Consider the following 25,383-nt stretch of genomic DNA (forward strand, 5'->3'; position numbering starts at 1 on the left):
CCCTTGCTCTCCGGCCCCCAGGCCAGCCGAATCGTCACAGCTCCCCGTGCACCTTCAAGTTGTCCACGTGGACCGCTTCGGTCTCCTTGATCAGCCCGGCTGCCTTTCGCAGCACGAAGGCCGTGGCCTCCATCAGCTGGCCGGCGGAGTCGAATTCGTTGTGGACACCCTGCTTGAACTTACCGACGGCACCGTGTGCGTCGCCGTGCTCGTCCACTCCGCCGAAGGGGCTTTCCTTCTCGTCATCCATACCGGTGACGCCCTTTTTGGTCTTCTCGAACTCGTCCTTGAGCTTCTCCACCTGACCGGCGGCGATCCCCATGGAATCCGGGTCGTACACAGGCACGGTTCGTCATCCCCTTCACGGAAAACTCGTATCCGCCTGATCAGACGCGCGGCCGATCAGGACGGTTCCCGCGCATACTGTAAGACCTCGGCAGCGGGCCTTGTGCGCTTCCACGCCAAGTTCCACCCGGACACGCTTTGTAGCATGCGTTCGGGGAGGTGAGACTTCGTGAAACCGTTGAATCCGGGCGAACCCCGGCAAGTCGGGCGTTATCGCCTGGTCGCCGCGCTGGGTGAAGGTGGCATGGGCAGGGTCCTGCTGGGGGTATCGCAGGACGGGCGGCTCATCGCGCTGAAGCAGGTCCACCCGGGGTTCGCGCACGACGAGGGCTTCCGTTCGCGATTCCGGCGCGAGGTCCAGACGTCTCGAATGGTTTCGGGCGCCTACACGGCCGCTGTCATGGACGCCGATCCCGACGCTCCGACGCCCTGGCTGGCCTCCGTCTTCGTCCCCGGCCCTTCGCTGCGGGAGGCTGTCGACGCGGCCGGGCCATTACCGCCGGACTCGCTGAGGTTTCTCGCCGTCGGCCTCGCGTCCGCGCTGACGGAGATCCACCGCGCCGGACTCGTTCACCGCGACCTGAAACCCAGCAACGTCATCCTGACCGACGACGGACCACGGGTCATCGATTTCGGCATCGCCCGCGCGGTCGAGGGTGAAACGGACATCACCCATACTGGATCGATCATCGGCTCGCCTGGGTTCATGTCCCCGGAACAGGCCAACGGACACCCGGTTACCCCGGCGAGTGACGTCTTCTCACTTGGCGCCCTCCTGGTCATGGCGGCGACCGGGCAAAGCCCGTTCGCAGGCACGTCCACCCCACAGACTCTTTACAACGTCGTCCACAGCCAAGCCGACCTGCGGATGTTGCACCCCGCCGTCCGGCGACTCGCGGAACCATGCCTGGCGAAGGATCCCGCGGCACGGCCGACGCCGGCCCAGATCCTGGACTTCCTGGGTGCGGTCACGCCGAGCGCGAATCCCTGGCCTCCGGTGGTACACGCGTCGATCGCGGCACAAAAAGCAATGGTGAATCAGGCCTTGTCTCTGCCGACCCCCGTAGAGGAAACACCGAGCGAGAACACCCAACCGAAGAAACGTGGGCGAGCAGCTCTCGTCATCGCCATGTGCCTCGTCGTCCTTCTGGGCGTAACGACCGCGGTCGTCATTTCACTCACCAGGTCGACCTCGCAGCAGACCGGCCACGGGGTGTCCTCGACGAGTGCTTCCCCGCCACTGCCGCCACCGGACCCTTTCAATCCCGTATCGCTGCGAAAGGTGGACCCCTGCGCCCTCCTCGGAGAGCCGGATCTGGCGGCGGCCGGGCAGTCGCTCGAACGAGTCGAAAACAGCGTCAAATTCGAAGAATGCGCGTACTCGATAAAAGACCCTGCCGACCCCTCGAAACCTCACCGGATAACATTGAACCTCGGCCAGGAAAAAACGGCCAAACCAGGCGCGACAAGATTGACCATCGAAGGACTCGAAGCCACCAAATTCATCGACAACACCTGCACCATCACAGTCACCAATCCCGCGGACAGCGCCCTGACGATTCACGCGTGGAACCTCCGGACCGACGAAGCCGGATGTTCATCGACGCAGGCACTGCTCGCCGCCGCCATCAAGAAACTTCGTACCGGCGGAGACATCGGGACCTTTCCCGAGGAAAGTTTCCTCAACTTCGATCCGTGCACGTTCCTCAAGCAGGACGAGGTGGAGAGCCTCGCGGGCGAGGTGCTGACGACCGATCCCGACGGTCTTCACGAGTGCACTTGGCGAGGCACGTCCTCGTACGTGGTCGGCCCCTTCAACGTGAGCATGCCGACGGGCCGGATGGAAGGACAGAACATCCTCGACGTGTCGGGCGTTCGCGCGCTCGAAGAACACGATGAGGACTCGTGCTCGGTCACTTGGCTGCACCGTAAGACGGCCCGGGAGTCGTTCGAACAACTCCGGGTCAGGGTCAACACCCACGATGGCAAGATCACGGTCGACGAGGCTTGCAAACGAGCCAAGGATCTCGCCACCCTTGTGATCGCCAAGCTGCCCAAGCCCTGACTCAGAAATCGGCGACTTCCCGGATCCGCGTCGCCAGCAGGTGGTTGTCCGCCGGGGTGATGGTCGCCCAATCCCGTCCGTCCCGGTTCCGCGCGACCTGGAACAGGTACCGCCCGGCGTCCGTGTCGTAGAAGGCGACCACGCTGTCCGCGCGGCGAGGGCGGCCGTCCCGGCCCGCGCGTTCGATGCCGAACTGGCCGCGTGCCTCCTGGCCGAGCAGCATGCCCGCCACTTCTTGGGCCTGCCAGAGGGGGACGTCGAGGTCTTCCAGGGCGGTGACCATCGCTTTCGCGTCGCCGCGGGCGGCGGCATCGGCGTCGCGGAGGACGTCGTGCGGGATGCTGATCGACTGGCCGACGCCGGGGCCCAGATCGCCCGCGACCGAGACGGCGGCCTCGGCGAGTGAGCTTTCGCGGGCGGGGATCAGCCACACCTGGCCGGAGTCGATCACGCCGAGCAGGGCCTGGTTGCCGACGCTGACCGCCTGACCCTTGATCTCGCGATCCGTCCACACCCAGACGTCGATCGCGAACCGGGGATGCGCGAACAGGTTCAGCATGTCGACCAGCTCGCCCGACGCCTGGTGCCCCCGCGCGAGGCCTCGCTCGCGCAGGGATTCCCAGGCCTCTTCGATCAGTGCCGCCCGCTCCGTATGGGTCGTTCCGGGGCTCGGCACGTCGAGTGCGACATGGCGGCGGGGCAGCCGTTCGGCTTCCCAGAGCATTTCGAACTCGAGTGCGGACAGCACCAGGCTGCCGTTGTCGTTCGGCACAGGTTCAGCGCGCTTCCCGGTTGCCGTGGTCACCGATCACGTCGGGCGACACCATGCGCTCGTCGGTGAACAGGTCCTTGTCGTCGACGCCGTAACGCCTGATGTGCTCGGCGTCCTCTTCGACGTCCTGAGTGGCCGCGCGCTCCATGAACTTCGACTCGGTCTTCGGCTGCTTCGCGCCGATCTTCTCCGAGCGCCGCATGGCCTCCTCTTCGGGAAGCTCGCCGATCGGCAGCTGACGGGTCGGCTTCACGACGCCGCCGCCTTCCTGACGAGAGCGGCGGTCACGTTCCTTGTCGCCGCTCAGCGCACCACCCGCGACACCGGCGCCGAGCGCGGCCGCACCGGCGCCCAGGTCGCCCGCGGCCGGGCCGGTGATCTTCGGGACGGCGGGGAAGCCGCGGCCGGATTCGTTACCCGCGGCCAGCGGCGCCTGCGGTCCGGCGCCGACCGAACGGCCCTTGCCGAGGGCCTGGTCTCCGCCACCCTGGCCACCGCCGACACCGAAGACGCCGGGACCGGAGCTGGAGCCGGGGCCCTTGCCGAGGGCGCCGTCGATACCGGGGCCGGTGCCGAACGATTTGCCCGGCGGCAGCGAGGACGTCGAGCTGTTGCCCGGCGGCAGGCTTCCGGTGGACTGGCCCGGCGGGACGTTCGTGGAGCCGGGAGGCAGGTTCGGCGCACCCGGCGGGATGAACGGCGGCGAGGCGGGCGAGCCGGTGATCGGGTACGACGGCCTGCCCGGTTCGGGCTGCGGGGAGGGCCGGTTCGGCGTCACCCAGCCGCTGCCCGGGGCGGGCGCGGGCCTCGAAGTGCCGGACGGCGTGGTCGGGGCGGCGGCCGCGGGGGCCGTGGCACCGCCATGAGGCACCGAGGAGCCGGTCTTCCGGGCCGGAGGGTTGCCGACGGCGACACCGTAGGCCGGGGTCGGCGCGTCGTAAGACGGCGACTTCGGGTTGCCGACGGGCTGCACGACCGGCGGCACGTACTTCGACTCGACGGCGGCCGACGCGGGCCGCACGCTGCCGTCCGGGGTCAGATCCGTGGCCGTGCCCGCGAGGTCGAGCGTGCCCGAACCGCCGCCCGTTCCGGCGGCGATCGTGTTCTGGGTCAGGTTCATCGTCTGCGGATCGGCCAGCGTGTCGGTCGTCAGCAGGTTCTCGCCGCTCGTCTTGGCGTAGTCGTTCAACGCCTCTTGCGCCTGCGCCCGCGCGTTGTTCGCGGCGCTGACGCTCTTGGCGTGGTCGGTCTCGAACCCGATGAGGCTCAGCACGACGTCGCCGAGGGTCAAGCCGCCCGCGCCCTTCCGGACCACTTCCGGGTCGGGAAGCTTGTGCAGCGTCCGGTTGAAGGCCTCACCCTGGGCGAAGATCATCTCCGCGGAGTGCGAGACCTTCGAGTTCGCGTCCTGGGAGAAGCCCGCCTGCTCGGTGAACACCTGACCGGCGGCGCCACCCGCCTCGCTCTGCCATTCCACGCCGAGCTTGCCCAGCTCGTCGCGCAGCGTCTTGTCGGTGTCGGCGAGCGCGGACGCGACGGACTTCAGCGCGTCGACGGCGATGCCGATGCTGCCGGTGCCGTCGCCGCTGCGGAAGCGCTCGATCTCGGTCGCGATCCCGGTGTCGGTGTAGCCGTCGAACCGGAGATCGCGGAGCTTGCCCGCGAGGTCGGAAACGTTCACGGCGCCCTCCCTAGTTGCGTGCTTTCAAGGTCTGCAAAGCCAGATCGGCCGCCTGCGCGGACATCTCGCACAGTTGCGGCATGGTGAACGCGCCGGCGGTGACGGTGACGGCCCGCACCGCCAGCGTCTGTCCCCGGGCGACACCGACGAGTGTTTCGCAATCGCCCGGTTTCCCGGCGTCGCGGTAGCTCGTGACGGCGGGAAACCCGCCGACCGCCTTCGGTTCCGTCGTCATGCTGTTCTTGCGGCGCTTGCCCGTGAACCACTCTTCGACGTCCGCGGTGATCGTGCGGACGTAGTAGGTGTGGAAGGGTTCCGCGGCGTCCGCGTCGAAGACACAGGTCGGGCCGTCGATCGGTTCCGCGGCCGCGCGCGGCTTGCTGTTGATCTTGAGCTGGTCGAGCTGCGGCGTGGTGACCAGGGCGCACGGATCGACACCCTGCAAGCTCAGTTCGGCTGGCCTGGCGGGCAGCGCGGACGCCTTGGCGCCCTGCGTGGCCGAAGCCAGCGCCGGTTCGTTGGGGAAAGCCTGCCCACCCGTGTCCGTGGCGCATCCGGCCAGCACGAGGGTGAGCACCCCACCGGAGACCAGCACGCGAGGCCTACGCCCGGTGTACACCACGGTCCCCGAACGCGGCGGCCTTGTCCGCATCACTGGTCTTGTACTCCTTGGCCGCCGTGCGGAGCTGGTTGACCAGGCCTCGCAGACCGGCCACGTAGGCCTTGACCTGCGCGGCGTACGACTGGTCGCCGTCGGCCACCAGCTCGTTCCAGACACTGGTCGAGTGCACGCTCACGGTGTCGTTGGCCGGGGTGTCGATGCGCAGCTGGTCCAGCCGGGTCAGAAGCTTGTCCTGCAGCGCGTCGACCTGCTCTTCGACTATCTTCGCCACTTCGAGCAGCTTCGACGGATCCACTCTGATGTCGGCCACCGACGGCGGCGTCGGGACCGCCGACGTGAGGTCCTGGATCTTGCCCGATGCTGCCATTCCCCACCCCTTGGAATACGGACGGTGACCGTTCGCCCCGTCGAGGCTACCAACGCCGATGTATCGAGCGCCTAAGCTTCACAGGAAATACCGGGTTAGACGTACCCAGGACCGGGACGGTTCCGCCCGAATTCAGGAGACCGGGGTGGCGATCTCTCCTTTGGCGGCGAGCAGGGCGATGTCGGTGCGGTGGTGCGAGCCGGCCAGGTGGACCTTCTCGACCGTCGCGTAGGCGTCCTTGCGGGCGGCCTTCAGGTTCTTGCCGGTGCCGACGACCGACAGCACGCGGCCGCCGGAGGAGACCACGGCGCCGTCGTCGCGGCGGCGGGTCCCGGCGTGGAGCACGCCTTCGATCTCGCCACCGGTGATGACGTCACCGGTCCTCGGCTTGCCGGGGTAGCCGTCGGCGGCGAGCACGACGGTGACCGCCGCGCCCGAGTCCCAGTCCAGCGGCGGCAGGTCGGCGAGCTTGCCGGTCGCCGTCGCGTGGAGGACCTGGCCGAGCGGGCTGCGCAGCAGCGCCAGGACGACCTGGGTCTCCGGGTCACCGAAGCGGCAGTTGAACTCGATGACCTGCGGGCCTTCGGAAGTCAGCGCGAGACCGGCGTAGAGCAGGCCGGAGAAGGTGGCGCCGCGGTTGTCGAGTTCGTCGACCACGGGCTGGACGATCCGCTCGACGACGTCGTCGACCAGGTCCTTCGGCGCCCACGGCAACGGCGCGTACGCACCCATGCCGCCGGTGTTCGGACCGGCGTCGCCGTCGCCGACGCGCTTGAAGTCCTGCGCGGGCAGCATCGGGACGACCGTGCGGCCGTCGACGAAGCAGAAGAGAGAGGCCTCCGGGCCGTCCAAAAAGGACTCCAGGAGCACGGGGTGCCCGCCGTCGAGCAGCATGAGGGCGTGCTTGCGCGCGACGTCGACGTCCGTGGTGACCACGACGCCCTTGCCCGCGGCGAGGCCGTCGTCCTTGACCACCCAGGTGGGGCCGAAGCGGCTGAGCGCGGCGTCCAGGCGAGCTGGGTTGTCGACGACCTCACAGTGCGCTGTCGGCACCTTCGCGACGGCCATGACGTCCTTCGCGAACGCCTTCGAGCCCTCGATCCTGGCCGCGGACGCGGACGGGCCGAAGCAGGCGATGCCCGCCTTCCGGACCGCGTCGGCGACACCCGCCACCAGCGGGACCTCGGGACCGACCACGACCAGGTCCGCCTGCCACTGCTTGGCCAGGGCGGAGACCGATTCGGGATCGGCCGCGTCGACACCGAGCTGCTCGGCCACCGAAGAGGTGCCGGCGTTGCCCGGGGCACAGGCCAGTGCGGTGACGGAAGGGTCTTCCGCGACCGCGAGGACAAGTGCATGCTCACGGGCGCCGGACCCGATTACCAGTACGCGCACGACGCACAGGGTAACCGTGCCGGTGAGCCCCGAACACGTCGCCGTCCTCGAGCGGGTGGTTCCATCCGGCGTTCACCCGGCGGTCAGCGCTCCGCCGGTCCGTCTTCGCCGTCCGGACGCCTCCTGCGTCAAGGGTGGCGCGGTACCCCGAGTTCAAGCGAAAGAGGTTACCCACCATGCGAAAGCGCCTGGGCGTGCTCGCCCTGTCCGGTCTCGCCGTACTCAGCGTCACAGGGCTGGCCGGCGCCGCCGAGCCGGGTGCCCAAGATGTGTCGGCACAGGCCAGGGGTCACGATGGGCCGGTGATCGTCGGACACCGCGGCGCGCCGGGCTACCGCCCGGAGCACACGCTCGCCTCGTATGAGCTCGCCTACCGCCAGGGCGTCGACTGGGTCGACGTCGACCTCGTGCCCACCAAGGACGGCCAGCTGGTCGCCCGGCACGAGAACGAGATCGGCGGGACCACCGATGTCGCGAAGCACCCCGAGTTCGCGAACCGGAAGACGACCAAGGTCATCGACGGCGCTTCGTTCACCGGCTGGTTCACCGAGGACTTCACCCTCGCCGAGCTGAAGACGCTGCGCGCGACCGAGCGGATCCCGCAGCTGCGGCCGAACAACAAGATCTACGACGGCCGGTACCGGATCGCCACCTACCAGGAGGTGCTCGACCTGACGCGCCGGCTGGGCCGCGAACTGCGCCGTGAGCTGGGGACCTACCCGGAGATCAAGCACTCGACGTACTTCTCTTCGATCAAGAACCCGACCGAGCCGAAGCTGGTCGAACTGCTCAAGCGCAACGGGCTCAACCACCCGAAGGCGCCGGTGATCATCCAGTCGTTCGAGGTGTCGAACCTGATCGCGCTTTCGCGTCAGGTCCGGGTGCCGCTGCTGCAGCTGACCTCGGCGACCGGCGCTCCGGCCGACTTCGTCGCGAAGGGCGACCCGCGGACGTACGCCGACCTCGTCACCCCGGCGGGCCTGAAGGAGATCTCGAAGTACGCGGACTACCTGGGGCCGGAGAAGGCGCAGGTCATCCCGGTGGTGAACGGGGCGCTGGGCGCGCCGACCAAACTCGTCGCCGACGCGCACCAGGCCGGGCTGAAGGTCGGGCCGTACACGTTCCGCAACGAGAACAACTTCCTCCCGCAGAACCTGCGCTCGTCGGCGAACCTCGCCGAGTACGGCGACGCGTTCGCCGAGCAGGAGGCGTTCCTCAAGGCGGGTGTCGACGGGTACTTCGCCGACCACCCGGACACGGCGCTGGAGGCCGTGAAGGCGTTCCGGGGGCGCTGAGCCTCACCTGAAGCGCTAGGAAAGGCCCGTTCCTTGCAAAATTTGCAAGGAACGGGCCTTTCCTAGCGTCCGGGGGGATGGGTTTCTTGACGGGACCTTGACATGCGCAGGTCGGCGGGCCTAATTTCGGCGGATCTCAATGGTCTGTCCGCATACCTTTTAAGTGGGTGCCCGATGGATGTCTCAGACGCCCGTGCCGCCGAACCCGCCGACGAAGACAGTGCCCGGCTCCACCAACTCGGCTACGCGCAGGAACTCCGGCGCACGATGTCGACCTTCTCCAACTTCGCGGTCTCGTTCACGATCATCTCGATCCTCTCCGGCTGCCTGACCCTCTACGGGTTCGGCATGAAGACCGGCGGTCCCGCCGCGATGATCTGGGGCTGGCCGCTGGTCGGGCTGTTCGTCATCCTGGTCGGGCTGGGCATGGCCGAGGTCTGCTCCAGCTATCCGACCGCGGGCGGGCTCTACTACTGGGCCGCGAAGCTCGCCCCGCGCAACGGCGCGGCGTGGGCGTGGTTCACCGGCTGGTTCAACCTCATCGGGCAGATCGCGGTCACCGCGGGCATCGACTTCGGCGCGGCGCTGTTCCTCAACGCCTTCCTCGACCTGCAATTCGGCTTCGAGGCGACGCCGGGCAACACGATCCTGCTGCTGGCGATCATCCTGGTGGTCCACGGCCTGCTGAACACCTTCGGCGTCAAGATCGTGGCGCTGCTGAACACCGTCAGCGTGTGGTGGCATCTCGCGGGTGTGCTGGTCATCGTCGGGGTGCTGGTCATCGTGCCCGAGAAGCACCAGGACGCGTCGTTCGTCTTCGGCGAGTTCGTGAACAACACGGGCTGGGCGTCACCGGTCTACGTCTTCTTACTGGGCCTGCTGCTCGCGCAGTACACACTCACCGGCTACGACGCCTCGGCCCATATGACCGAAGAGACCAAGAACGCGGCGAAGGCCGGGCCTCGCGGGATCGTCAACTCGATCCTCGTCTCCCTGGTAGCGGGCTGGATCCTGCTCATCGGCCTCACCTTCGCCATCCAGGACTACGAGGGCGCCGCCGGTTCCGAGACCGGGGTGCCGCCCGCGCAGATCTTCATCGACGCGACCGGTGCGACGACCGGCAAGTTCCTCTTGCTGATCTGCATCGGCGCGCAGCTGTTCTGCGGGATGGCGTCGGTGACCGCGAACTCGCGGATGATCTACGCCTTCGCCCGCGACGGCGCGATCCCGGGTTCGAGCTTCTGGCACCGCATCAACAAGCGCACCCAGACACCGACCAACGCGGTGTGGCTGGCCGCTGGCGGCGCGCTCCTGCTCGCCCTGCCGTATCTGTGGAGCGCGACCGCCTACGCGGCGGTGACCTCGATCGCGGTCGTCGGCCTTTACGTGGCCTACGTGATCCCGGTGTTCCTGCGGGTGCGCAAGGGCGACGACTTCGAACCCGGACCGTGGAACCTCGGCCGCTGGGGCAAGCTCGTCGGGACCATCGCGACCGTCTGGGTGTGCTTCATCTTCGTGCTGTTCATGCTCCCGCAGGGCTCGCCGATCACCATCGACAGTTTCAACTACACGCCGATCGCCTTCCTCGTCGTCCTCGGTGGTGCGGCCGTGTGGTGGTTCGCCTCGGCACGCAAGTGGTTCACCGGCCCCAAGGTGCAGGGTTCGGAGGCGGAGCTCGCCGCCGTGGAGAAGGAACTCAAGGAACTCGGCTGACGGCCTCCCGGGTGCGGCCGGCGCGAACTCCGGTCACCGCGGCCGCACCCAGGACACCCACGGCGGCGAAGGCGTAGAAGCCCCACGGGTACGCGATCCCGGCGCTCAGCAGCGCGCCGCCGAGGATCGGCCCGCAGATCGCGCCGATACGGCCGACGCCCGCCGCCCAGCCGATCCCGGTGGCGCGCATCGCGTCCGGATACGTCTTGCCGATGTACGCGTACACGAGCACCTGCGCGCTGAACACGAATCCGCCGGTGAGGAACACGGCCACGTACAGACCGGCCGCGGGCAGCTTCACGCTCAGCAGCGCCAGGAACACCCCCGCGCCGAGGAACCAGGCGATCACCGACGGGCGCACGCCGACCTTGTCCGCCACCCGCCCCGCGATGAGCAGGCCGACCACGCCGCCGAGGTTCAGCGTGAGCAGCAGTCCGAGCGCCGCGCCCAGCGGATACCCGGCCTGGCGCATGATCTCCGGCAGCCAGGTGTTGAGCCCGTAGACCAGCAGCAGGCCCATGAACGACGTCACCCAGAACGCGATGGTGGCCCGCAGCAGCCCGCCGCGGAACAACCCGCCGACCACCTGCGTCGCCGACTTCTCCTGGGTCTCCCGCACTCGCTCGAACGACTCGGACTCCGGCAGGTACTTGATCATCAGCGGCACCAGCACGAGCGCGGGCAGCGCGCCGGCGACGAACATCGCGCGCCAGCCGAGCGGCTGGATCAGCCAGATCCCCAAGAGCGCCGTGAGCACCGCTCCGACGTGGTAGCCGGTCATCACCGTGGTGGTCGCGCTGCCGCCCTTTTCCTTGCGGGCGTACTCGGTGACCAGCGCGATCGCCGTCGGGAGACAACCGCCCAGGCCGAGCCCGGCGAGGAAGCGGAACAGCCCGAAGAAGAACGCCGAGGGCGCGATCGCGCAGAGCGCGGTGCACACGGAGAAGGCCGCGACCGCGATGATCAGCGCCTTCCGGCGGCCGATGACATCGGTGATCGTGCCGATCGCCATCGCGCCGATCATCATGCCGATCAGGCCGAACGTCGAGATGACCGAGGCCGTGCCCGGCGTCAGCCCCCAGACGTGGTCACGGAGCAGTGCGGGCAGCACCGTACCCAGGACGACCAGGTCGAATCCGTCGAGCAGGACCGCCGTCCAGGCGAGCGGTACCACCCACGAACGGGCCGCGACAGGGGACATGGGGACCTCCAGCTGTGTTCGCTATGCGCACGAGTATGCACAATACGAACGCTGTGAGCAAGGCCACTGGACCCCTGGATGTCAGCTCTTCACGAGATTCCCCAGGACACGCCAGGTGCGGAGCCGCTCCTCGGAGTTGCGGATGCCGCTCTGGGTCGCGACGACCTCGGTCGCCCCGGCGTCGAAGTACCGGCGGATCTCGGCGGCGACGGTCTCTTCGTCCCCGGCGATCACCAGCTCCCCGGCGGAATCCACCCCCTGGGCGTCGAAGACCGCGCGGTAGGACGGGATGTCGCGGAAGAACGCGTACTGCCTGTCGACGATGGCGCGGATGGCGTCGGGCTCATCGGTCACGACGACCGGGACCATCGCGATGACCCGCGGCGCCGGACGTCCCGCAGCCGCCTTGGTGATCTCCGGGACGATCAGCTCCGAGAGCGCCTTCGGCCCGGCGAGGAACGGAATCGTGCCGTCGGCGAGTTCGCCGGTGACGCGCAGCGCCTGCCGTCCCATCGCGGCGATGATCAGCGGGATGTCCGAAGATCCCGCGACCGAGAGCGAAGCCGCGAAGCCCTTGGCGTGCGCGCTGACCGTCTCACCCTCGAAGTCGACTTCGGCGCCTTCGAGCACTTGCCGGAGGATCGTGAGGTACTCGCGCAGGTGCTTGATCGGCGACGGGTACTCGATGCCGTACGCCGGTTCGAGCCAGTTCTTCGCGCCGGTTCCGAGGCCGAGCGCGAACCGGCCGCCGGTGGCGGCCTGCGCCGTCTGCGCGAGGCCGGTGATCAGCAGCGGATGTCGCGGATAGATCGGGACGACGCCGGTCCCGACGGTGATCCCCGGCACGGCGCGGCCCGCGAGGGCGGCGACGGTGATCGCGTCGTGCTCCATCTGCTGGGAGAACCAGGCGGACGTCAGCCCGGCGTCGGCGGCCTGCTGGGTCTGCGTGACGAGTTCGTCGACGATGTTGACGGCGTTCGCGGTGTCCCCGGACGGGAGTGCCACTCCGATGGTCATGTTCAACGCCAACCACGGTGCCGAAAGGATATTTCGCCGTTCACCAGCTGAGATCACGCGCGCGGTTTCGCGCGTTGCCGCACCCTGGGCGACGTCCGACACCTCGATCCTGGAGAGACCCGATGTCGCTGACCGATGTCATCGAAGGAACCAAGACCGCCGTCGACGCCGACCCGCGCAACGCCGCCGTCTCGTTCAGCGTCGCCAACGCGCTGAACCCCGGAACGGCGACACAGGTGGACGTGCGGGTGCGCGACCACGCGTTCACCGTCGACGAGCCCGCGGCGCTCGGCGGGGGCGACACCGCGGCCAACCCGGTCGAATACGCGCTCGCCGCGCTGGGCTCGTGCCAGGTGATCACTTACCAGTTCTGGGCGGCGAAGCTCGGTGTGCCGCTCGAAGGCGTGAAGGTGACCGTGGACGGCGACATCGACCTGCACGGCTTCTTCGGGTTCTCGTCGACCCGGCCGGGCTTCGGGGACGTGCGCGTTTCGGTCGAGCTGAGCGGGCCTGCGGGAGCGGAAGCCTACGAGGACCTGAAGCGGCAGGTGGACGAGCACTGCCCGGTGCTGGACCTGTTCCGGAACGAGACTCCCGTCAAGACCTCGCTCGCCTGAGACGCTATGAAAGTCCCCTTCATTGCAAATTTCGCAATGAAGGGGACTTTCATAGCGCGCTTGAGGGCACTCAGAGGACCGGTCAGACGAACTCGTGGCGCACGATCGTCTGCTCCCGGCCCGGGCCGACGCCGATCGCCGAGATCCGCGCGCCCGAAAGCTCCTCGAGCCGCTCGACGTACGCCCGCGCGTTCGCCGGGAGCTCTTCGAAGGTGCGGCAGCCCGAGATGTCCTCGAACCAGCCCGGCAGCTCTTCGTAGATCGGCAGCGCGTGGTGCACGTCGGTCTGCGTCATCGGCATGTCGTAGGTGCGGAACCCGTCGACCTCGTAGCCGACGCACACCGGCACCTTCTCCAGCCCGGACAGCACGTCCAGCTTGGTGAGGAAGTAGTCGGTGATGCCGTTGACCCGCACCGCGTAGCGCGCGATGACGGCGTCGAACCAGCCGGTGCGCCGCGAGCGGCCGGTGGTGACGCCGAACTCGCCGCCCTGCTTGCGCAGGTACTCGCCGGACTCGTCGTCCAGCTCGGTCGGGAACGGGCCGGAGCCGACGCGGGTCGTGTAGGCCTTGAGGATGCCCAGCACGGTGGTGATCTTGCCCGGGCCGATGCCCGAACCCGCGCTCGCGCCGCCGGACGTCGGGTTCGACGACGTCACGAACGGGTAGGTGCCGTGGTCGACGTCGAGCAGGGTGCCCTGCGAGCCTTCGAGCAGCACGATCTCGCCGCGTTCGAGGGCCTGGTTGAGCTGCAGGCGCGTGTCGGCGATGCGGTGCGCGAACTTCTCGCCCGCGGCCAGCACCTCGTCGGCGACCTGGTCGGCGTCGAGCGCCTTGCGGTTGTAGACCTTCACCAGCACCTGGTTCTTGAACTCCAGGGCCGACTCGACCTTCTGCCGGAAGATCTTCTCGTCCAGCAGGTCCTGCACGCGGACGCCGACGCGGGCGATCTTGTCCTGGTAGCAGGGGCCGATGCCGCGGCCGGTGGTGCCGATCTTGCGGCTGCCGAGGTAACGCTCGGTGACCTTATCGATCTCCACGTGGTACGGCATGATCAAATGCGCGTCGGCGGAGATCAGCAACTTGCTGGTGTCGACGTCGCGTTCCTCGAGCCCGGCGAGCTCGTCGAGGAGCACGCCCGGGTCGATCACGACGCCGTTGCCGATGACGTTGGTGACGCCCGGCGTGAGGATCCCCGACGGGATCAGGTGCAGTGCGAAGTTCTGCCCGTCGGGAAGGACTACGGTGTGGCCCGCGTTGTTACCGCCTTGGTAACGCACGATCCACTGGACGCGGTCGCCGAGCAGGTCGGTGGCCTTGCCCTTGCCCTCGTCCCCCCATTGGGCCCCGATCAGCACGATGGCCGGCATGTGACACTCCAGGTGTTCGGCGACTTGTGGTTTGGCGCTGGTAAATGCCGGTGCATGAGCGTAACGGAGGGCCTTCGGGTGCGCGGAATAGTGGTGGTCTGTCCAGAGGGCGAGCCCACACTCCCGGAGATCGACGACGTCGAAATGGTGCGCGTCCCGAGCCGCCCCGGCAAGGCGGATATCGACCCCTTGCTGGGGGAACACGATCACCTGGTGGTCGCGGGCACCGACGCCGACCTCGCGGCCGTCGCGCTTCGGCTGTTACGAAAAGAACAGCTCTCCGGCGTGTCGCTCGGCTTCGTGCCCGCCTCCCCCGCCTCGGACGTCGCCCGCATCTGGGACCTGCCGACCCAGCCGTTGCGCGCCCTCGCGCTCGCGTTGCGCGGCGAGGTCGACCCGGTGCCGCTGATCCGCGACGACACCGGCGGCGTGCTCGTCGGCCGCGGCGTGGTCGGCATGGTGCGCGGGGTGGCCTACTGCGACGAGCACACCGTGCTGCGCGGGCCCGCCCGCTCGATCGAGGTCGAGCCGGACACGAGCGGCCCCGGGCTGATGGTCCGGGTGACCAAGGGGACTCTGTTCAAACGGCCGTCGACGCAGCACGCGCGGGCGTTCCAGCTCGGCTGCATCCCGACCCGGCCGAGCAGCGACGGCGTCGTCCACCCGCGTGCGATGAGCAAGTGGACCTGGTACCGGCACACCGAGGACCTCCGGCTGGTCCGCGGGCTGCTGTAGGCCGTTCGGCCCAGAACGATCCGCTGGACTTTCCGAAACTTTTTCGGCGGGTGTACACCGAGTCCTGCCTGCTCGCGACACCCTCTGTTCACGAATGGCCAGCAGAGTGTCACCCGATGGTGTTGCGCAGGCCATATCCGTGTCGCAAGGTGACTTGGTCCCCACACCTGACATGGAGGCAGCAATATGCCAACTGCGCTTGCTGTTCGTCGCTCCTTCACCGTTCTCGCCGTCTCGGCGATCGTCTCGGCCGGAGTCGTCGGCGTCGCCGAAGCGACACCCCCTGGCATCCCGTCGACAGCGACCGCCAAGACCCAGCTCGCCTCGCTGACCGTCCAACCGGACGGTTCGTCGAGCGGGTACAGCCGCGAGAAATTCCCGCATTGGTCCGACCAGGGCAACAGCTGCAACACCCGCGAGGTCGTACTGAAGCGGGACGGCACGAACGTGCAGCAGGACGGCAGTTGCGCCGCGGTCTCCGGCAGCTGGTTCAGTCCGTACGACGACGCCACCTGGACCGCGGCGTCCGATGTGGACATCGACCACGTCGTGCCGCTTTCGGCCGCGTGGCGCACCGGGGCGTCGTCGTGGACCACCGCGCAGCGGCAGGCGTTCGCGAACGACCTCAGCGCGCCGCAGCTGATCGCCGTGACCGACAACGTCAACCAGGAGAAGGGCGACAAGTCGCCGGACGCCTGGAAGCCGCCGTCCACCGGTTACTGGTGCACCTACGCGAAAATGTGGACCACGGTGAAGGCCAAGTACAAGCTCACCATCAAGTCGGCCGAGAAGACCGCGCTGACGGACATGCTCAACCGCTGCTGACCACCCGAGTACATGAAGGCCCCCATCCTGTACTCAGGCGCAAGGATGGGGGCCTTCATGTACTTCCCTGGCTGTCAAGCGGGGTCTTGGGAGGTTTCGCAGGCTGGGAGTGGCGCTCAGCATGTGGGCCGCCCTCAAGGTGCGTGATTAGCGTGAATCGGGTCGGCGCAAGCACAAGAGCGCCCCGTTCCCGCTGGAGGCCACCCGGTGTCCCGTACCGCCGCCACATCCCTGCTGGCCTTGTCCGCCCTCGTCCTCACCGCCTGCTCGTCCGCAGGCGGTTCGACCGGCGCCGATGCCGGGCCGCCCAAACCCGGGGGCACGCTTCGCCTCGGGATCTCGTCGAGCCCCGACTGCATCGACCCGCAGCAGGTCGGCACGAACGCGTCGCTCAACGTCGGCCGTCAGCTGGTCGATTCGCTGACCGACCAGGATCCGTCCACCGGTGAGATCAAGCCGTGGCTGGCCGAAAAATGGGAGAGCAACGCGGATTCGACCGCGTTCACCTTCCATCTGCGCGACGGCGCGACGTTCTCCGACGGCAGCCCCGTCGACGCCGCCGCGGTCAAGACGAGCTTCGACGCGGTCAAGGCCCTCGGCCCGAAATCGCAGCTCGGCTCCGGCTACCTCGCCGTGTACAAGGGCACGACGGTCGTCGACCCGAAGACGATCAAGATCGAGTTCTCCGTTCCCAGCGCCCAATTCCTGCAGGCCAGCTCGACGATGTCGCTCGGCATCCTCGCGCCCGCCGCGTACCGGAAGACCGCGGACCAGCGCTGCCAAGGGGACGGCCTGATCGGTTCGGGCCCGTTCGTCTTCGAAAGCCTGAAGCAGAACCAGGAAATCGTCCTCGCCAAACGCAAGGGCTACGGCTGGGGCTCGTCGCTGTTCAAGCACCAGGGTGAGGCGTACCTCGACAAGATCGCCTACAAGATCGTGCCGGAACCCGGCGTCCGCACCGGAAGTCTCGCGTCCGCGCAGCTCGACGCCATCACCGACGTCCAGCCGGTCGACGAACCGCAGTTCACCGGGAACGGCTTCACCGAGCCAACCCGCCCGAACCCCGGTGTCGTGTTCAACCTGCACGCCAACGTCACCAAGGGTGTGCTCACCGACGAGAAGGTCCGCCAGGCGGTGGTCAAGGGCATCAACCGGCCCGAGGTCACGAACACCGTCCTGACGCCGAACTACAAGCCGGCCACCAGCATCCTCGGCTCGGCGACACCGTTCTACGCCGACCTTTCGCCGCTGCTGGCCTACGATCCGGCCGGGGCGACGTCGCTGCTGGAGAGCGCGGGCTGGGTGCCCGGCCCGGACGGGATCCGCACGAAGAACGGCCAGCGACTGACCGCGAAGGTGCTCTTCTCCCTGGTGTTCAACCAGAACAAGAGCGTGCTCGAACTCGTGCAGCAGCAGTTGCGCAAGATCGGCTTCGACCTCCAGATCGAACAGCGCACCACCGCCGAGACCGTGCAGGTCACGCAGAGCGGCAACTACGAGTACCTCTGGTACAACACCACCCGCGCGGATCCGGACATCCTGCGCAACCTGTTCTCCACCAAGGCGAACAACCGCAGCAAGCTCCCCGCGGGCAATCCGGTCGACGCGCCGCTCGACGCGCAGTCGTCCACTGTGGACCCCGCCAAGCGGAAGCCCGCCGCCGAAGAGGCGCAGCGCGCGATCATCGAGCACGGCTACTCGGCTCCGGTGTTCGAGCTGACCCAGGTGCTGGCGCACGGGCCGAACGCGCACGGCGTCGGGTTCGAAGCGTCGTCACGGCTGCAGCTGTTCGACGCCTGGGTGTCCGGCTCGTGACGCGGTATCTGCTCCGGCGGATCCTGCAGGCCGTCTTCGTCCTGTGGGCGGCGTTCACCTTGTCCTTCGTGATCCTCTACCTCCTGCCGGGTGACGCGGTCAGCGCGAAGCTCGGCGGGGGCGAGGCCGGCCTTTCCGTGACACCGGAGCAACTGGCCGTGGCGAAGGCGGAGTACGGACTCGACGACCCGCTGCCGCTGCAGTACGGGAAACGGCTGTTCGCCGCGCTGCAGGGTGACTTCGGCCGCTCGATCGCCACCGGGGACGACGCCACGAACATGGTCGTCTCCGCCCTGCCGCCGACGCTCGCGGTCACCGGATTCGCCCTGGTGCTCGCGGTCCTGTTCGGCGGTGGGATCGCGATCGCCGGCACCTACACCCGGCATCGCTGGCTGGGCAACGCCCTGCTCGCGCTGCCGCCGCTGGGGATCTCGCTGCCGCCGTTCTGGGTCGGGTTGCTGCTCATCCAGTTCTTCTCCTTCCAGCTCAGGCTGGTGCCCGCGCTGGGGTCGAACGGCTTCGAGTCGCTGATCCTGCCCGCGATCACCCTCGCCATCCCGACCGGCGCGATCATCGGGCAGGTGCTGGCGAAGAGCCTCCGCACGCAGCTCGCCGAGCCCTACACCGAGATCGCGCTGGCGAAAGGGGCGAGCCGCTTGAGAGTCCATTTCGGACATATCCTGCGCAACGCGGCGGTGCCGACGCTGACCATCGCCGGGGTGGTCGCGGGAAACCTGATCGCGGGGTCGGTGATCACCGAGACGGTGTTCTCCCGTGACGGCATCGGACGGGTGACGTCGTCGGCGGTCACCGCGCAGGACATCCCGGTGGTCCAGGCGGTGATCGTGCTGGCGGCGCTGGTGTTCGTCGTCATCAACCTCGCCGTCGACCTCGTCTATCCGCTGCTGGACCCGCGAATCCGACACCGGGAGACGGCCGATGCCTGACGTTCTCACCCGCACCCGGCAGCGACCAGGGCTGGTGGTCGCGATCGCGATCCTCGCGTTCGCGCTGCTCTCCGCGCTCGTCCCGGACCTGTTCACCGGGCAGGATCCGCTCGCCGGTGTCCCCGCCGAGAAGATGCAGGGCCCTTCGCTCGCGCATCTCTTCGGCACCGACGAAACCGGGCGGGACATCTTCGCACGGGTGGTGCACGGCGCCGCGCTTTCCCTGCAGGCGACCGTGATCGCCGTCGTCGTCGCGCTCGTGACCGGTTCCGCGCTCGGCCTGCTCGCCGGGTTCCGGGGCGGTGCGCTCGATTCGGCGATCATGCGCTGCGTCGACGTGCTGCTGGCGATCCCGTCCATCCTGCTTTCGCTCGCGCTGGTCACCGCGCTCGGCTTCGGGACGACCAACATCGCGATCGCGGTGGGCGTCGCGAATCTCGCGCAGTTCGCCCGGCTGATGCGTGCCGAAGTACTGCGTGTCCGCAGCGGCGTTTTCGTCGAGGCCGCCCGTGCCGGAGGCGTGCGGTGGACCGGGGTGCTCGGACGGCATGTGCTGCCCAACGCGCTCGGCCCGGTGCTCGCGCTGGCGACGCTCACCTTCGGCACGGCGGTACTGGAGGTGTCCGCACTGAGCTTCCTCGGCTACGGCGCCACCCCGCCGACCCCGGAGTGGGGCTCGCTCGTGGCGGGCGGCCGCGGCTTCCTCGCCACCGCCTGGTGGATGACGACCTTCCCCGGACTCACCGTCGCGGCCGTGGTGCTGTCCGCGAACCGGCTGTCCCGAGCGATCGAAGGAGACGAGCGGTGAGCGAACTGCTGACCATCCGTGATCTCGCGGTTTCCTACAAGGACATACCCGCGGTGGACGGCCTGAACCTTTCCGTCCACAAGGGACAGATTGTCGCGGTCGTCGGCGAGTCGGGCTCCGGCAAGAGCACGACGGCGCACGCGGCGATCGGGCTGCTGCCTCGCGGCGGGAGGATCGAGCGCGGCGAGATCACTTTCGACGGTCGTGACCTCACGAAACTCTCCGACCGCGCTTGGCGTTCCGTGCGCGGTCGCGAGATCGCCCTGGTCCCCCAGGATCCGACGGTGTCGCTCAATCCCGTGCACCGGATCGGCGACCAGGTCGCCGAGGTACTGCTGATCCACGGCCTCGCGGACAAGCGCACCGCGGGCGCGGAGGCGGTGAAGCTGTTGCGCAAGGCCGGGATCAGTGACCCCGAGGCACGCGCGCGGCAGTATCCGCACGAGTTGTCCGGCGGGCTCCGTCAGCGCGCGCTGATCGCCTCCGCGCTGGCCGGGCGGCCGAAGCTCATCATCGCCGACGAACCGACCAGCGCGCTCGACGTCACCGTGCAGCGGCAGATCCTCGACCACCTCGAAGAACTCGCCTCGGAAGCGGGCACCGCCGTCCTGCTGATCACCCACGACCTCGGTGTCGCGTCCGACCGGGCGTCGCGGATCGTCGTGCTGTCCCAGGGAAGCGTCGTCGAGGAGGGCACGACGGGCGAGATCCTTTCCGCGCCGTCACAGAAGTACACCCGGGATCTGCTCGCCGCCGCGCCCAGCCTTTCCGACACGCCGCTGCGGGAACCGAAACCACCGTCGTCCGACGTCCTGGTTTCGGTCCGCGACCTCGGCAAGAGCTTCGGGACGACCCGAGCCGTCGACGGCGTTTCGTTCGACATCGCCCGCGGGCGGACGCTCGCGCTGGTCGGCGAATCCGGCTCGGGCAAATCGACGACGGCGCGGATGATCCTCCGCTTGGAGAACCCGTCCGACGGGGTGGTCGAGTTCGACGGGCAGGACATCACCACGCTGCGCGGCGAGGAACTGCGGCGGCTTCGGCGCCGGTTCCAGCTGGTGTACCAGAATCCGTACGCCTCACTGAACCCGAAGTTCAGCATCGAAGACGTCGTCTCCGAACCCCTGCGGGCTTTCGGTGTCGGCACGAAGGCGGAGCGGCGGGCGCGCGCGGCGGAACTGATCGACCAGGTCGCGCTGCCGTCCTCGGTGCTCGAGCGCAAACCCGCCGAACTTTCCGGCGGGCAACGGCAACGGGCGGCCATCGCGCGGGCGCTCGCCCTGCGCCCGGAGCTGATCGTGGCCGACGAACCGGTTTCGGCGCTGGACGTTTCGGTGCAGGCACAGATCCTACGGCTGCTCGCCGACCTGCAGGACGAACTCGGGCTGACCTACCTGTTCATCTCGCACGACCTCGCGGTGGTCCGCCAGATCGCGGACACCGTCGGCGTGCTGCGCGGCGGCGAGCTCGTCGAACTCGGCCCGGCGCAGGACGTCCTCGACCGGCCGAGCGCGGAGTACACCCGGGAGCTGCTGGCCGCGATCCCGGGCCGGAAACCGTTGGAGGCACGATGAAATTCGGGCTCTTTTCCCTCGTCGCGAACCACCCCGACCCGGTGAGCGGGGTGACTCCGAGCCAGTACGAACGTCTGCGTCGAGTTGTCGACGAAGCGATTTTCGCCGAGGAACTCGGCTTCGACGCGTACGGCGTCGGCGAACGGCACGGTGAACCGTTCCTCTCCTCGGCGCCGCCGGTGATCCTGGCCGCGGTGGCCGAACGCACCGAGCGGGTCCGGCTGCTGACCACGCTGACCGTGATCAGCGTCCTGGACCCGGTCCGCGTCGCCGAGGACTACGCGACGCTGGACCAGCTTTCCGGCGGACGGCTGGAACTCATGATCGGGAAGGGCAACGATCCCCGGCATTTCCCGCTGTTCGGGCTCGACGAGGACCGGCAGTGGGAGTACCAGGCGGAGAAGTTCGCCCTGCTGCGCCGTCTCTTCCTGGAGGAGGGCGTGACCTGGGAGGGCGAGTTCCGCGCGCCGCTGACGGACGTCACGACGCAGCCCCGTCCCTTCCACCCGCGGCCGCGGATCTGGCACGGAAGCGCGTCGAGCACCGAGTCGACCGAGCTGGCGGCGAAGTTCGGCGACCCGCTGTTCACCGCGAACGGTTTCCACCCCAAGAAGAAATACGCCGATCTGATCGACCACTACCGGCGGCGGTGGGTGGAGTACGGTCACGACCCGGCGGACGCGCTCGTCGGTTCGGGCGCGGGCGGGCTGTACGTCGCCAAGACGTCGCAGGCGGCGCTGGACGGCTACCGGCCGTACTTCGAGGCGCTGATGCAAACGCCCGCGTACCAGCACAACAAGTCGGAGTTCACCTCGCTGGAGGACAAGATCACCAACGGTTCGGCGCTGGTCGGGAGCCCGGAACAGGTGATCGACAAGATCGGTGACTACCACGCGTCGTTCGGGCACGAGGTGCAGGCGGTCTCCGTCGACGGCCTGACGTCCGAGGAGGCGCGAGACGTTCTGGAGCTCTTCGCTGCCGACGTCATCCCGATCGTGCGGAAGGAACTGCCCTCCCGGGTGTGGGAAGGCTAGGTCAGCTTCAGAATCTCGCGGGCGACGATGTCGTTCTGCCGGAAGGGAAGCGCGTTGGTCCGCGGCCGGGTGAACGCCCCCGCGGACCGCGCGGACGTGTGCGGGCCGAGTGCGAACCGGCGCGGATGCGGACGGCCCTCGCCGTCGAGCATCCGGCCGTCGGAGACGCGGGTGTGGATCCGGCCGGCGAGCAGCCGGTCACCGGTGACCGTGTCGAGCACCGCTTCCTCCCCGAGCGCGCCGCTGTCGCGCAACTGTCGCAAAAGGACATCCGAGGCGCGCTCGATGCTCGGCTCGGGCAACCGCGCCTCGACGAGCGTCCGCGCCTCGGTCTCTCCCTGGAAACTCGCACCGGACGCGACGAACGCCCGCCGTTCCTCGTCGGCCGACACCCGCATTTCGGCGCCCAAGAAGGAGACGAGTCCGGCTTCCTGGAGTGCGAGCAGTTCCTCCAGCCGACGCGGAGGCGGCCCGCTGGCGAAGTAGGAGAAGAAGCCGAGGAACCATCCGTCCAAATCGGACAGTTGGGAAGCGGCGTCGAGCCGCCCGGTCTGCACGAGCGCGGGAAGCTGGCCCATCACGGACAGCAGCGCCATGAACGCGCCCAGATCCGCGCTGTACTCGGCGTCGGCCCGGCGGCTCAAGTCCGCCTCGACGTACTCGCGCAGTTCCTTGCCGTACTCCTCGGCGGTGCCGAACTCCGAGCCCGCCATCGGCCGGTCGAGCCGGTCGAGGTCGAGCCGGTCGTCCGGCGCCGGGACCGCCCGCGCCACCAGCGCGCCGAGGTCACCGGGTGCCGCGTCCGCGAAAGCGTCGGCGAAGACGGCGAACTCCATGCGCACCCGCTCGGGATGGGCGGTGAACAACTCGCTGTAGTAGGCCCAAGCGATCTCCTTCGAGATCAGCGGCCAGACGTCGCGGCGGAAGTCGATCCGGTCGGGCACGGCGCAGAGCTTCTCGATGGCGTACGCGTCGAAGAACCGGGGAAGCTGCAACGGCTTTCCGCTCAGCCGGTAGCCGATCTTCGCGTGATACGGCACCCCGCGGCGCGACCCGATGTGCAGCACGGGCTCGGCGCCGCTGGGGTGGTACTTCAACCCACCGCACGCCTGCTCTTCGAAGCGACCGCCGCGGCCTTCGGTCAGCAGCAGCATCAGGTCGACGAACGCGAGACCGAATCCGCGCACCAGCACGGTTTCCCCGGGTCCGATCGCCGAATAGTCGACGTCGGCGGTATATCCGGCCGGGTAGTACGCGAGATCGTGACGGGCGGCGAACTCCGCGAGTCCGGTCTCGCGGGCGTCCGGCTCGGCGTCCAGATGCCCGACGGTGAACAGGACCGCGTCCACCTTCAGGGGATCCGACCGGTCTTCCAGCCAGAGCGACTGCGGCTCGCCGTCTTCGAGCCGCACCGCGCGGGTCCGGTGCTCGACGACCTCGATCCCGCCGGGGAGTTCGGAGCGCACCTTGCGGTGGAACCAGGCGAGATACGCGCTTTGCAGCCGTCGCGTCGGGAAGTGATCGCTTTGCAGCGCGTCCAGTTCGGCGCGCAGGCTTCCGTCGACCTCGGCGTCGAGCGTGCCCGCGCGGACCTGCCGGGCCCACTCGATCAGCGACGGACCCGGCCGGATCGGACCGTCGATCTCGACGGTGTCGTCGGTGAAGACCGTGACGTCCTCGGGCATGGAATTCATCCGCAGCAGCGGCGACTGCTCGTATCGCCAGACCCGCCCGGCCCCGGCGGGAAAGGGATCGACGAGGTGCACCACCAGCCGGCGCCCGCCGAGCAACTCGGCGGCGTTCGCGCCGAGTCGTTCCAGCACGCCGACCCCACGCGGACCGGCGCCGACCACCGCGAGCACGTAGGGAACGTCTGGAGTACTCACGAGGCCGAAGCTACGCCGGGATCCCGGGGCGCGTGCGGGTTCTCACGGAGCGGAACTCGTTGCCACACCGGGGAACCCGGGCGTACTCGTCGTGCAGGGGGACACGGACGAGAGGGACGGACGATGCCGGTCGAATTCCTGGGTATCGGAGGCACCAACGACGGTTCGGAGACGCAGACGCGGTCGGGCGGCGTCTTCGACAAGGACTACACGCTGCGCCTCGCGCGGGCGCACGAGGACTTCGGCTGGGACCGGGTGCTGTTCGCGTACGGCTCGAGCGGGCCGGATCCGGCACAGGCCGCGGCCTACGTCGCGGCGAAGCTCGACAAGCTCCAGATCCTGCTGGCGCACCGGCCGAACGTCTCGTATCCGACGTTCGCGGCGAAGACGTTCGCCACGCTGGACCAGCTTTCCGACGGGAAGCTCACGGTCCACTTCATCACCGGCGGCAGCGACCACGAGCAGCAACGCGAAGGCGACTACCTCACCAAGGACGAGCGCTACTCACGCACGCGCGAGTACATCCAGATCGTGAAGCAGGCGTGGACGTCCGAGGAGCCCTTCGATCACGAAGGCGAGCACTACCGCTTCGCCGACTTCGTCCTCGATGTCCGTCCTGCACAGCAGCCACGGCCCGGCGTCTCGTTCGGAGGTTCGTCTCCGGCGGCGTACGCGGCGGGCGGGGCCGAGGCGGACATCTTCTGCCTGTGGGGTGAGCCCCTCGCGCAGACGGCCGAGCAGATCGCTTCGGTCAAGGCCGCGGCGAAGGCCGCCGGACGGACCGACGTCCCGCGGATCCAGGTCGCGTTCCGCCCGATCATCGCGCCGACCGAAGAACTCGCCTGGGAGAAGGCGTACCGCACGGTCGACGCGATCAAGGCCCGGACGAGCGGGGGAAAGCAGCTCACCCGGCGGCATTCGCTCACGAATCCGGAGAACACCGGCTCGCGGCGGCTCCTCGCGGTCGCCGCCGAGGGCGAGCGGTTCGACCGGGCACTGTGGACGCCCACCGCGACCGCGACCGGCGGTGCCGGGAACTCCACCGCGCTGGTCGGCACGCCCGAAACCGTCGCGCAGGCCCTGCTCGACTACTACGACCTCGGCGTCGACATCCTCTCGGCGCGCGGGTACGACATGCTCGGCGACACGATCGACTTCGGCCGTCACGTCATCCCGATCGTGCGCGAAGAGGTCGCCAAACGGGACGCGGCGAAGGTGGCCCCGGTCCGGGAAGTGCTCGCGGTCGACGGCTGAGCCGTTCACTCCACCGAGTGCGGTTCGATCATCCGTTTGGCGGTTG

Annotated in this window: 22 protein-coding genes; 12 read left to right on the forward strand and 10 right to left on the reverse strand. The window is 68.6% G+C overall.

Features of this window, described 5'->3' with window-relative positions; genetic code table 11:
• Positions 1–34 precede the first annotated feature (34 nt).
• Complete coding sequence (locus ACLJRM_RS07840) at positions 35–346, reverse strand: hypothetical protein (RefSeq protein WP_185927309.1); 312 nt, start codon at positions 344–346, stop codon at positions 35–37.
• Between the two features lie 168 nt (positions 347–514).
• Here ACLJRM_RS07840 and ACLJRM_RS07845 point away from each other — a divergent pair, with 168 nt between their 5' ends.
• Positions 515–2,410, forward strand: a complete 1,896-nt coding sequence (locus ACLJRM_RS07845) for a protein kinase domain-containing protein (protein ID WP_410662655.1) — start codon at positions 515–517, stop codon at positions 2,408–2,410.
• A 1-nt stretch (position 2,411) separates the two neighbouring features.
• On the opposite strand, the gene ACLJRM_RS07850 is transcribed toward ACLJRM_RS07845, so the two are convergent.
• The 5 genes from ACLJRM_RS07850 to purD form a co-directional block, all read right to left on the reverse strand.
• Positions 2,412–3,182 carry an ESX secretion-associated protein EspG gene (locus ACLJRM_RS07850; RefSeq protein ID WP_101611312.1) on the reverse strand — a complete coding sequence of 257 codons (771 nt, stop codon included), beginning with the start codon at positions 3,180–3,182 and terminating at the stop codon, positions 2,412–2,414.
• Positions 3,183–3,186: 4 nt separating this feature from the next.
• Positions 3,187–4,863 carry a PPE domain-containing protein gene (locus ACLJRM_RS07855; RefSeq protein ID WP_101611313.1) on the reverse strand — a complete coding sequence of 559 codons (1,677 nt, stop codon included), beginning with the start codon at positions 4,861–4,863 and terminating at the stop codon, positions 3,187–3,189.
• A gap of 10 nt (positions 4,864–4,873) precedes the next feature.
• A complete protein-coding gene (locus tag ACLJRM_RS07860; RefSeq protein WP_410662656.1) occupies positions 4,874–5,515 on the reverse strand; it encodes a DUF3558 domain-containing protein in 642 nt (213 codons plus the stop codon).
• Entirely contained in the window at positions 5,466–5,852 is a 387-nt protein-coding gene (locus tag ACLJRM_RS07865; RefSeq protein WP_020632344.1) for a type VII secretion target, read from the reverse strand. The genes ACLJRM_RS07860 and ACLJRM_RS07865 overlap by 50 nt, the downstream gene beginning before the upstream one ends.
• Before the next feature lie 132 nt (positions 5,853–5,984).
• Complete coding sequence (gene purD, locus ACLJRM_RS07870) at positions 5,985–7,247, reverse strand: phosphoribosylamine--glycine ligase (protein ID WP_101611315.1); 1,263 nt, start codon at positions 7,245–7,247, stop codon at positions 5,985–5,987.
• A 176-nt stretch (positions 7,248–7,423) separates the two neighbouring features.
• On the opposite strand from purD, the gene ACLJRM_RS07875 reads away from it, so the two are divergent.
• Entirely contained in the window at positions 7,424–8,542 is a 1,119-nt protein-coding gene (locus ACLJRM_RS07875) for a glycerophosphodiester phosphodiesterase (RefSeq protein WP_410601343.1), read from the forward strand.
• A gap of 174 nt (positions 8,543–8,716) precedes the next feature.
• Complete coding sequence (locus ACLJRM_RS07880; protein ID WP_101611317.1) at positions 8,717–10,255, forward strand: amino acid permease; 1,539 nt, start codon at positions 8,717–8,719, stop codon at positions 10,253–10,255.
• Here ACLJRM_RS07880 and ACLJRM_RS07885 read toward each other — a convergent pair.
• Positions 10,239–11,456 carry an MFS transporter gene (locus tag ACLJRM_RS07885; RefSeq protein WP_101611318.1) on the reverse strand — a complete coding sequence of 406 codons (1,218 nt, stop codon included), beginning with the start codon at positions 11,454–11,456 and terminating at the stop codon, positions 10,239–10,241. The two genes, ACLJRM_RS07880 and ACLJRM_RS07885, sit on opposite strands and share 17 nt — an antisense overlap.
• Before the next feature lie 81 nt (positions 11,457–11,537).
• On the reverse strand, positions 11,538–12,473 hold the full coding sequence (locus ACLJRM_RS07890; RefSeq protein ID WP_410662657.1) for an LLM class F420-dependent oxidoreductase: 936 nt from the start codon (positions 12,471–12,473) through the stop codon (positions 11,538–11,540).
• Positions 12,474–12,595: 122 nt separating this feature from the next.
• Here ACLJRM_RS07890 and ACLJRM_RS07895 point away from each other — a divergent pair, with 122 nt between their 5' ends.
• The gene (locus tag ACLJRM_RS07895; protein ID WP_101611319.1) at positions 12,596–13,090 is read left to right on the forward strand and encodes an OsmC family protein; all 495 of its coding nucleotides are present in this window, start codon (positions 12,596–12,598) and stop codon (positions 13,088–13,090) included.
• An 82-nt stretch (positions 13,091–13,172) separates the two neighbouring features.
• Here the strand turns inward: ACLJRM_RS07895 and ACLJRM_RS07900 are convergent, their stop codons facing one another.
• Complete coding sequence (locus ACLJRM_RS07900) at positions 13,173–14,459, reverse strand: adenylosuccinate synthase (RefSeq protein WP_101611320.1); 1,287 nt, start codon at positions 14,457–14,459, stop codon at positions 13,173–13,175.
• A gap of 54 nt (positions 14,460–14,513) precedes the next feature.
• On the opposite strand from ACLJRM_RS07900, the gene ACLJRM_RS07905 reads away from it, so the two are divergent.
• From ACLJRM_RS07905 to ACLJRM_RS07935, 7 genes are all read left to right on the forward strand, one after another.
• Complete coding sequence (locus ACLJRM_RS07905) at positions 14,514–15,194, forward strand: hypothetical protein (protein WP_233223039.1); 681 nt, start codon at positions 14,514–14,516, stop codon at positions 15,192–15,194.
• Between the two features lie 186 nt (positions 15,195–15,380).
• Positions 15,381–16,019, forward strand: a complete 639-nt coding sequence (locus tag ACLJRM_RS07910; protein ID WP_101611321.1) for an HNH endonuclease family protein — start codon at positions 15,381–15,383, stop codon at positions 16,017–16,019.
• A gap of 207 nt (positions 16,020–16,226) precedes the next feature.
• Positions 16,227–17,834 carry an ABC transporter substrate-binding protein gene (locus tag ACLJRM_RS07915; protein WP_410662658.1) on the forward strand — a complete coding sequence of 536 codons (1,608 nt, stop codon included), beginning with the start codon at positions 16,227–16,229 and terminating at the stop codon, positions 17,832–17,834.
• Entirely contained in the window at positions 17,831–18,781 is a 951-nt protein-coding gene (locus ACLJRM_RS07920; protein WP_101611323.1) for an ABC transporter permease, read from the forward strand. Before ACLJRM_RS07915 ends, ACLJRM_RS07920 begins: the two co-directional genes overlap by 4 nt.
• Positions 18,774–19,589 carry an ABC transporter permease gene (locus tag ACLJRM_RS07925; RefSeq protein WP_410662659.1) on the forward strand — a complete coding sequence of 272 codons (816 nt, stop codon included), beginning with the start codon at positions 18,774–18,776 and terminating at the stop codon, positions 19,587–19,589. Before ACLJRM_RS07920 ends, ACLJRM_RS07925 begins: the two co-directional genes overlap by 8 nt.
• Positions 19,586–21,163 (forward strand): dipeptide ABC transporter ATP-binding protein, encoded by a 1,578-nt coding sequence (locus ACLJRM_RS07930; protein ID WP_410662660.1) that lies wholly within the window; start codon positions 19,586–19,588, stop codon positions 21,161–21,163. The genes ACLJRM_RS07925 and ACLJRM_RS07930 overlap by 4 nt, the downstream gene beginning before the upstream one ends.
• On the forward strand, positions 21,160–22,197 hold the full coding sequence (locus ACLJRM_RS07935; protein WP_410662661.1) for an LLM class flavin-dependent oxidoreductase: 1,038 nt from the start codon (positions 21,160–21,162) through the stop codon (positions 22,195–22,197). Before ACLJRM_RS07930 ends, ACLJRM_RS07935 begins: the two co-directional genes overlap by 4 nt.
• On the opposite strand, the gene ACLJRM_RS07940 is transcribed toward ACLJRM_RS07935, so the two are convergent.
• Positions 22,194–24,083 carry an FAD/NAD(P)-binding protein gene (locus tag ACLJRM_RS07940; RefSeq protein ID WP_410662662.1) on the reverse strand — a complete coding sequence of 630 codons (1,890 nt, stop codon included), beginning with the start codon at positions 24,081–24,083 and terminating at the stop codon, positions 22,194–22,196. The two genes, ACLJRM_RS07935 and ACLJRM_RS07940, sit on opposite strands and share 4 nt — an antisense overlap.
• 123 nt (positions 24,084–24,206) lie before the next feature.
• Here ACLJRM_RS07940 and ACLJRM_RS07945 point away from each other — a divergent pair, with 123 nt between their 5' ends.
• Entirely contained in the window at positions 24,207–25,337 is a 1,131-nt protein-coding gene (locus ACLJRM_RS07945) for an LLM class flavin-dependent oxidoreductase (RefSeq protein WP_101611328.1), read from the forward strand.
• The last annotated feature ends 46 nt before the right edge of the window (positions 25,338–25,383 follow it).

Source organism: Amycolatopsis sp. lyj-84, assembly GCF_046549075.1.
Lineage (GTDB): Bacteria > Actinomycetota > Actinomycetes > Mycobacteriales > Pseudonocardiaceae > Amycolatopsis.

Bases quoted from the DNA above. Each gene is read 5' to 3' on its own strand.
- ACLJRM_RS07860 (WP_410662656.1), bottom strand. From the start codon at position 5,515: ATGCGGACAAGGCCGCCGCGTTCGGGGACCGTGGTGTACACCGGGCGT.
- ACLJRM_RS07865 (WP_020632344.1), bottom strand. From the start codon at position 5,852: ATGGCAGCATCGGGCAAGATCCAGGACCTCACGTCGGCGGTCCCGACG.
- ACLJRM_RS07875 (WP_410601343.1), top strand. From the start codon at position 7,424: ATGCGAAAGCGCCTGGGCGTGCTCGCCCTGTCCGGTCTCGCCGTACTC.
- ACLJRM_RS07880 (WP_101611317.1), top strand. From the start codon at position 8,717: ATGGATGTCTCAGACGCCCGTGCCGCCGAACCCGCCGACGAAGACAGT.
- ACLJRM_RS07885 (WP_101611318.1), bottom strand. From the start codon at position 11,456: ATGTCCCCTGTCGCGGCCCGTTCGTGGGTGGTACCGCTCGCCTGGACG.
- ACLJRM_RS07890 (WP_410662657.1), bottom strand. From the start codon at position 12,473: ATGACCATCGGAGTGGCACTCCCGTCCGGGGACACCGCGAACGCCGTC.
- ACLJRM_RS07895 (WP_101611319.1), top strand. From the start codon at position 12,596: ATGTCGCTGACCGATGTCATCGAAGGAACCAAGACCGCCGTCGACGCC.
- ACLJRM_RS07900 (WP_101611320.1), bottom strand. From the start codon at position 14,459: ATGCCGGCCATCGTGCTGATCGGGGCCCAATGGGGGGACGAGGGCAAG.
- ACLJRM_RS07905 (WP_233223039.1), top strand. From the start codon at position 14,514: ATGAGCGTAACGGAGGGCCTTCGGGTGCGCGGAATAGTGGTGGTCTGT.
- ACLJRM_RS07910 (WP_101611321.1), top strand. From the start codon at position 15,381: ATGCCAACTGCGCTTGCTGTTCGTCGCTCCTTCACCGTTCTCGCCGTC.
- ACLJRM_RS07925 (WP_410662659.1), top strand. From the start codon at position 18,774: ATGCCTGACGTTCTCACCCGCACCCGGCAGCGACCAGGGCTGGTGGTC.
- ACLJRM_RS07935 (WP_410662661.1), top strand. From the start codon at position 21,160: ATGAAATTCGGGCTCTTTTCCCTCGTCGCGAACCACCCCGACCCGGTG.
- ACLJRM_RS07945 (WP_101611328.1), top strand. From the start codon at position 24,207: ATGCCGGTCGAATTCCTGGGTATCGGAGGCACCAACGACGGTTCGGAG.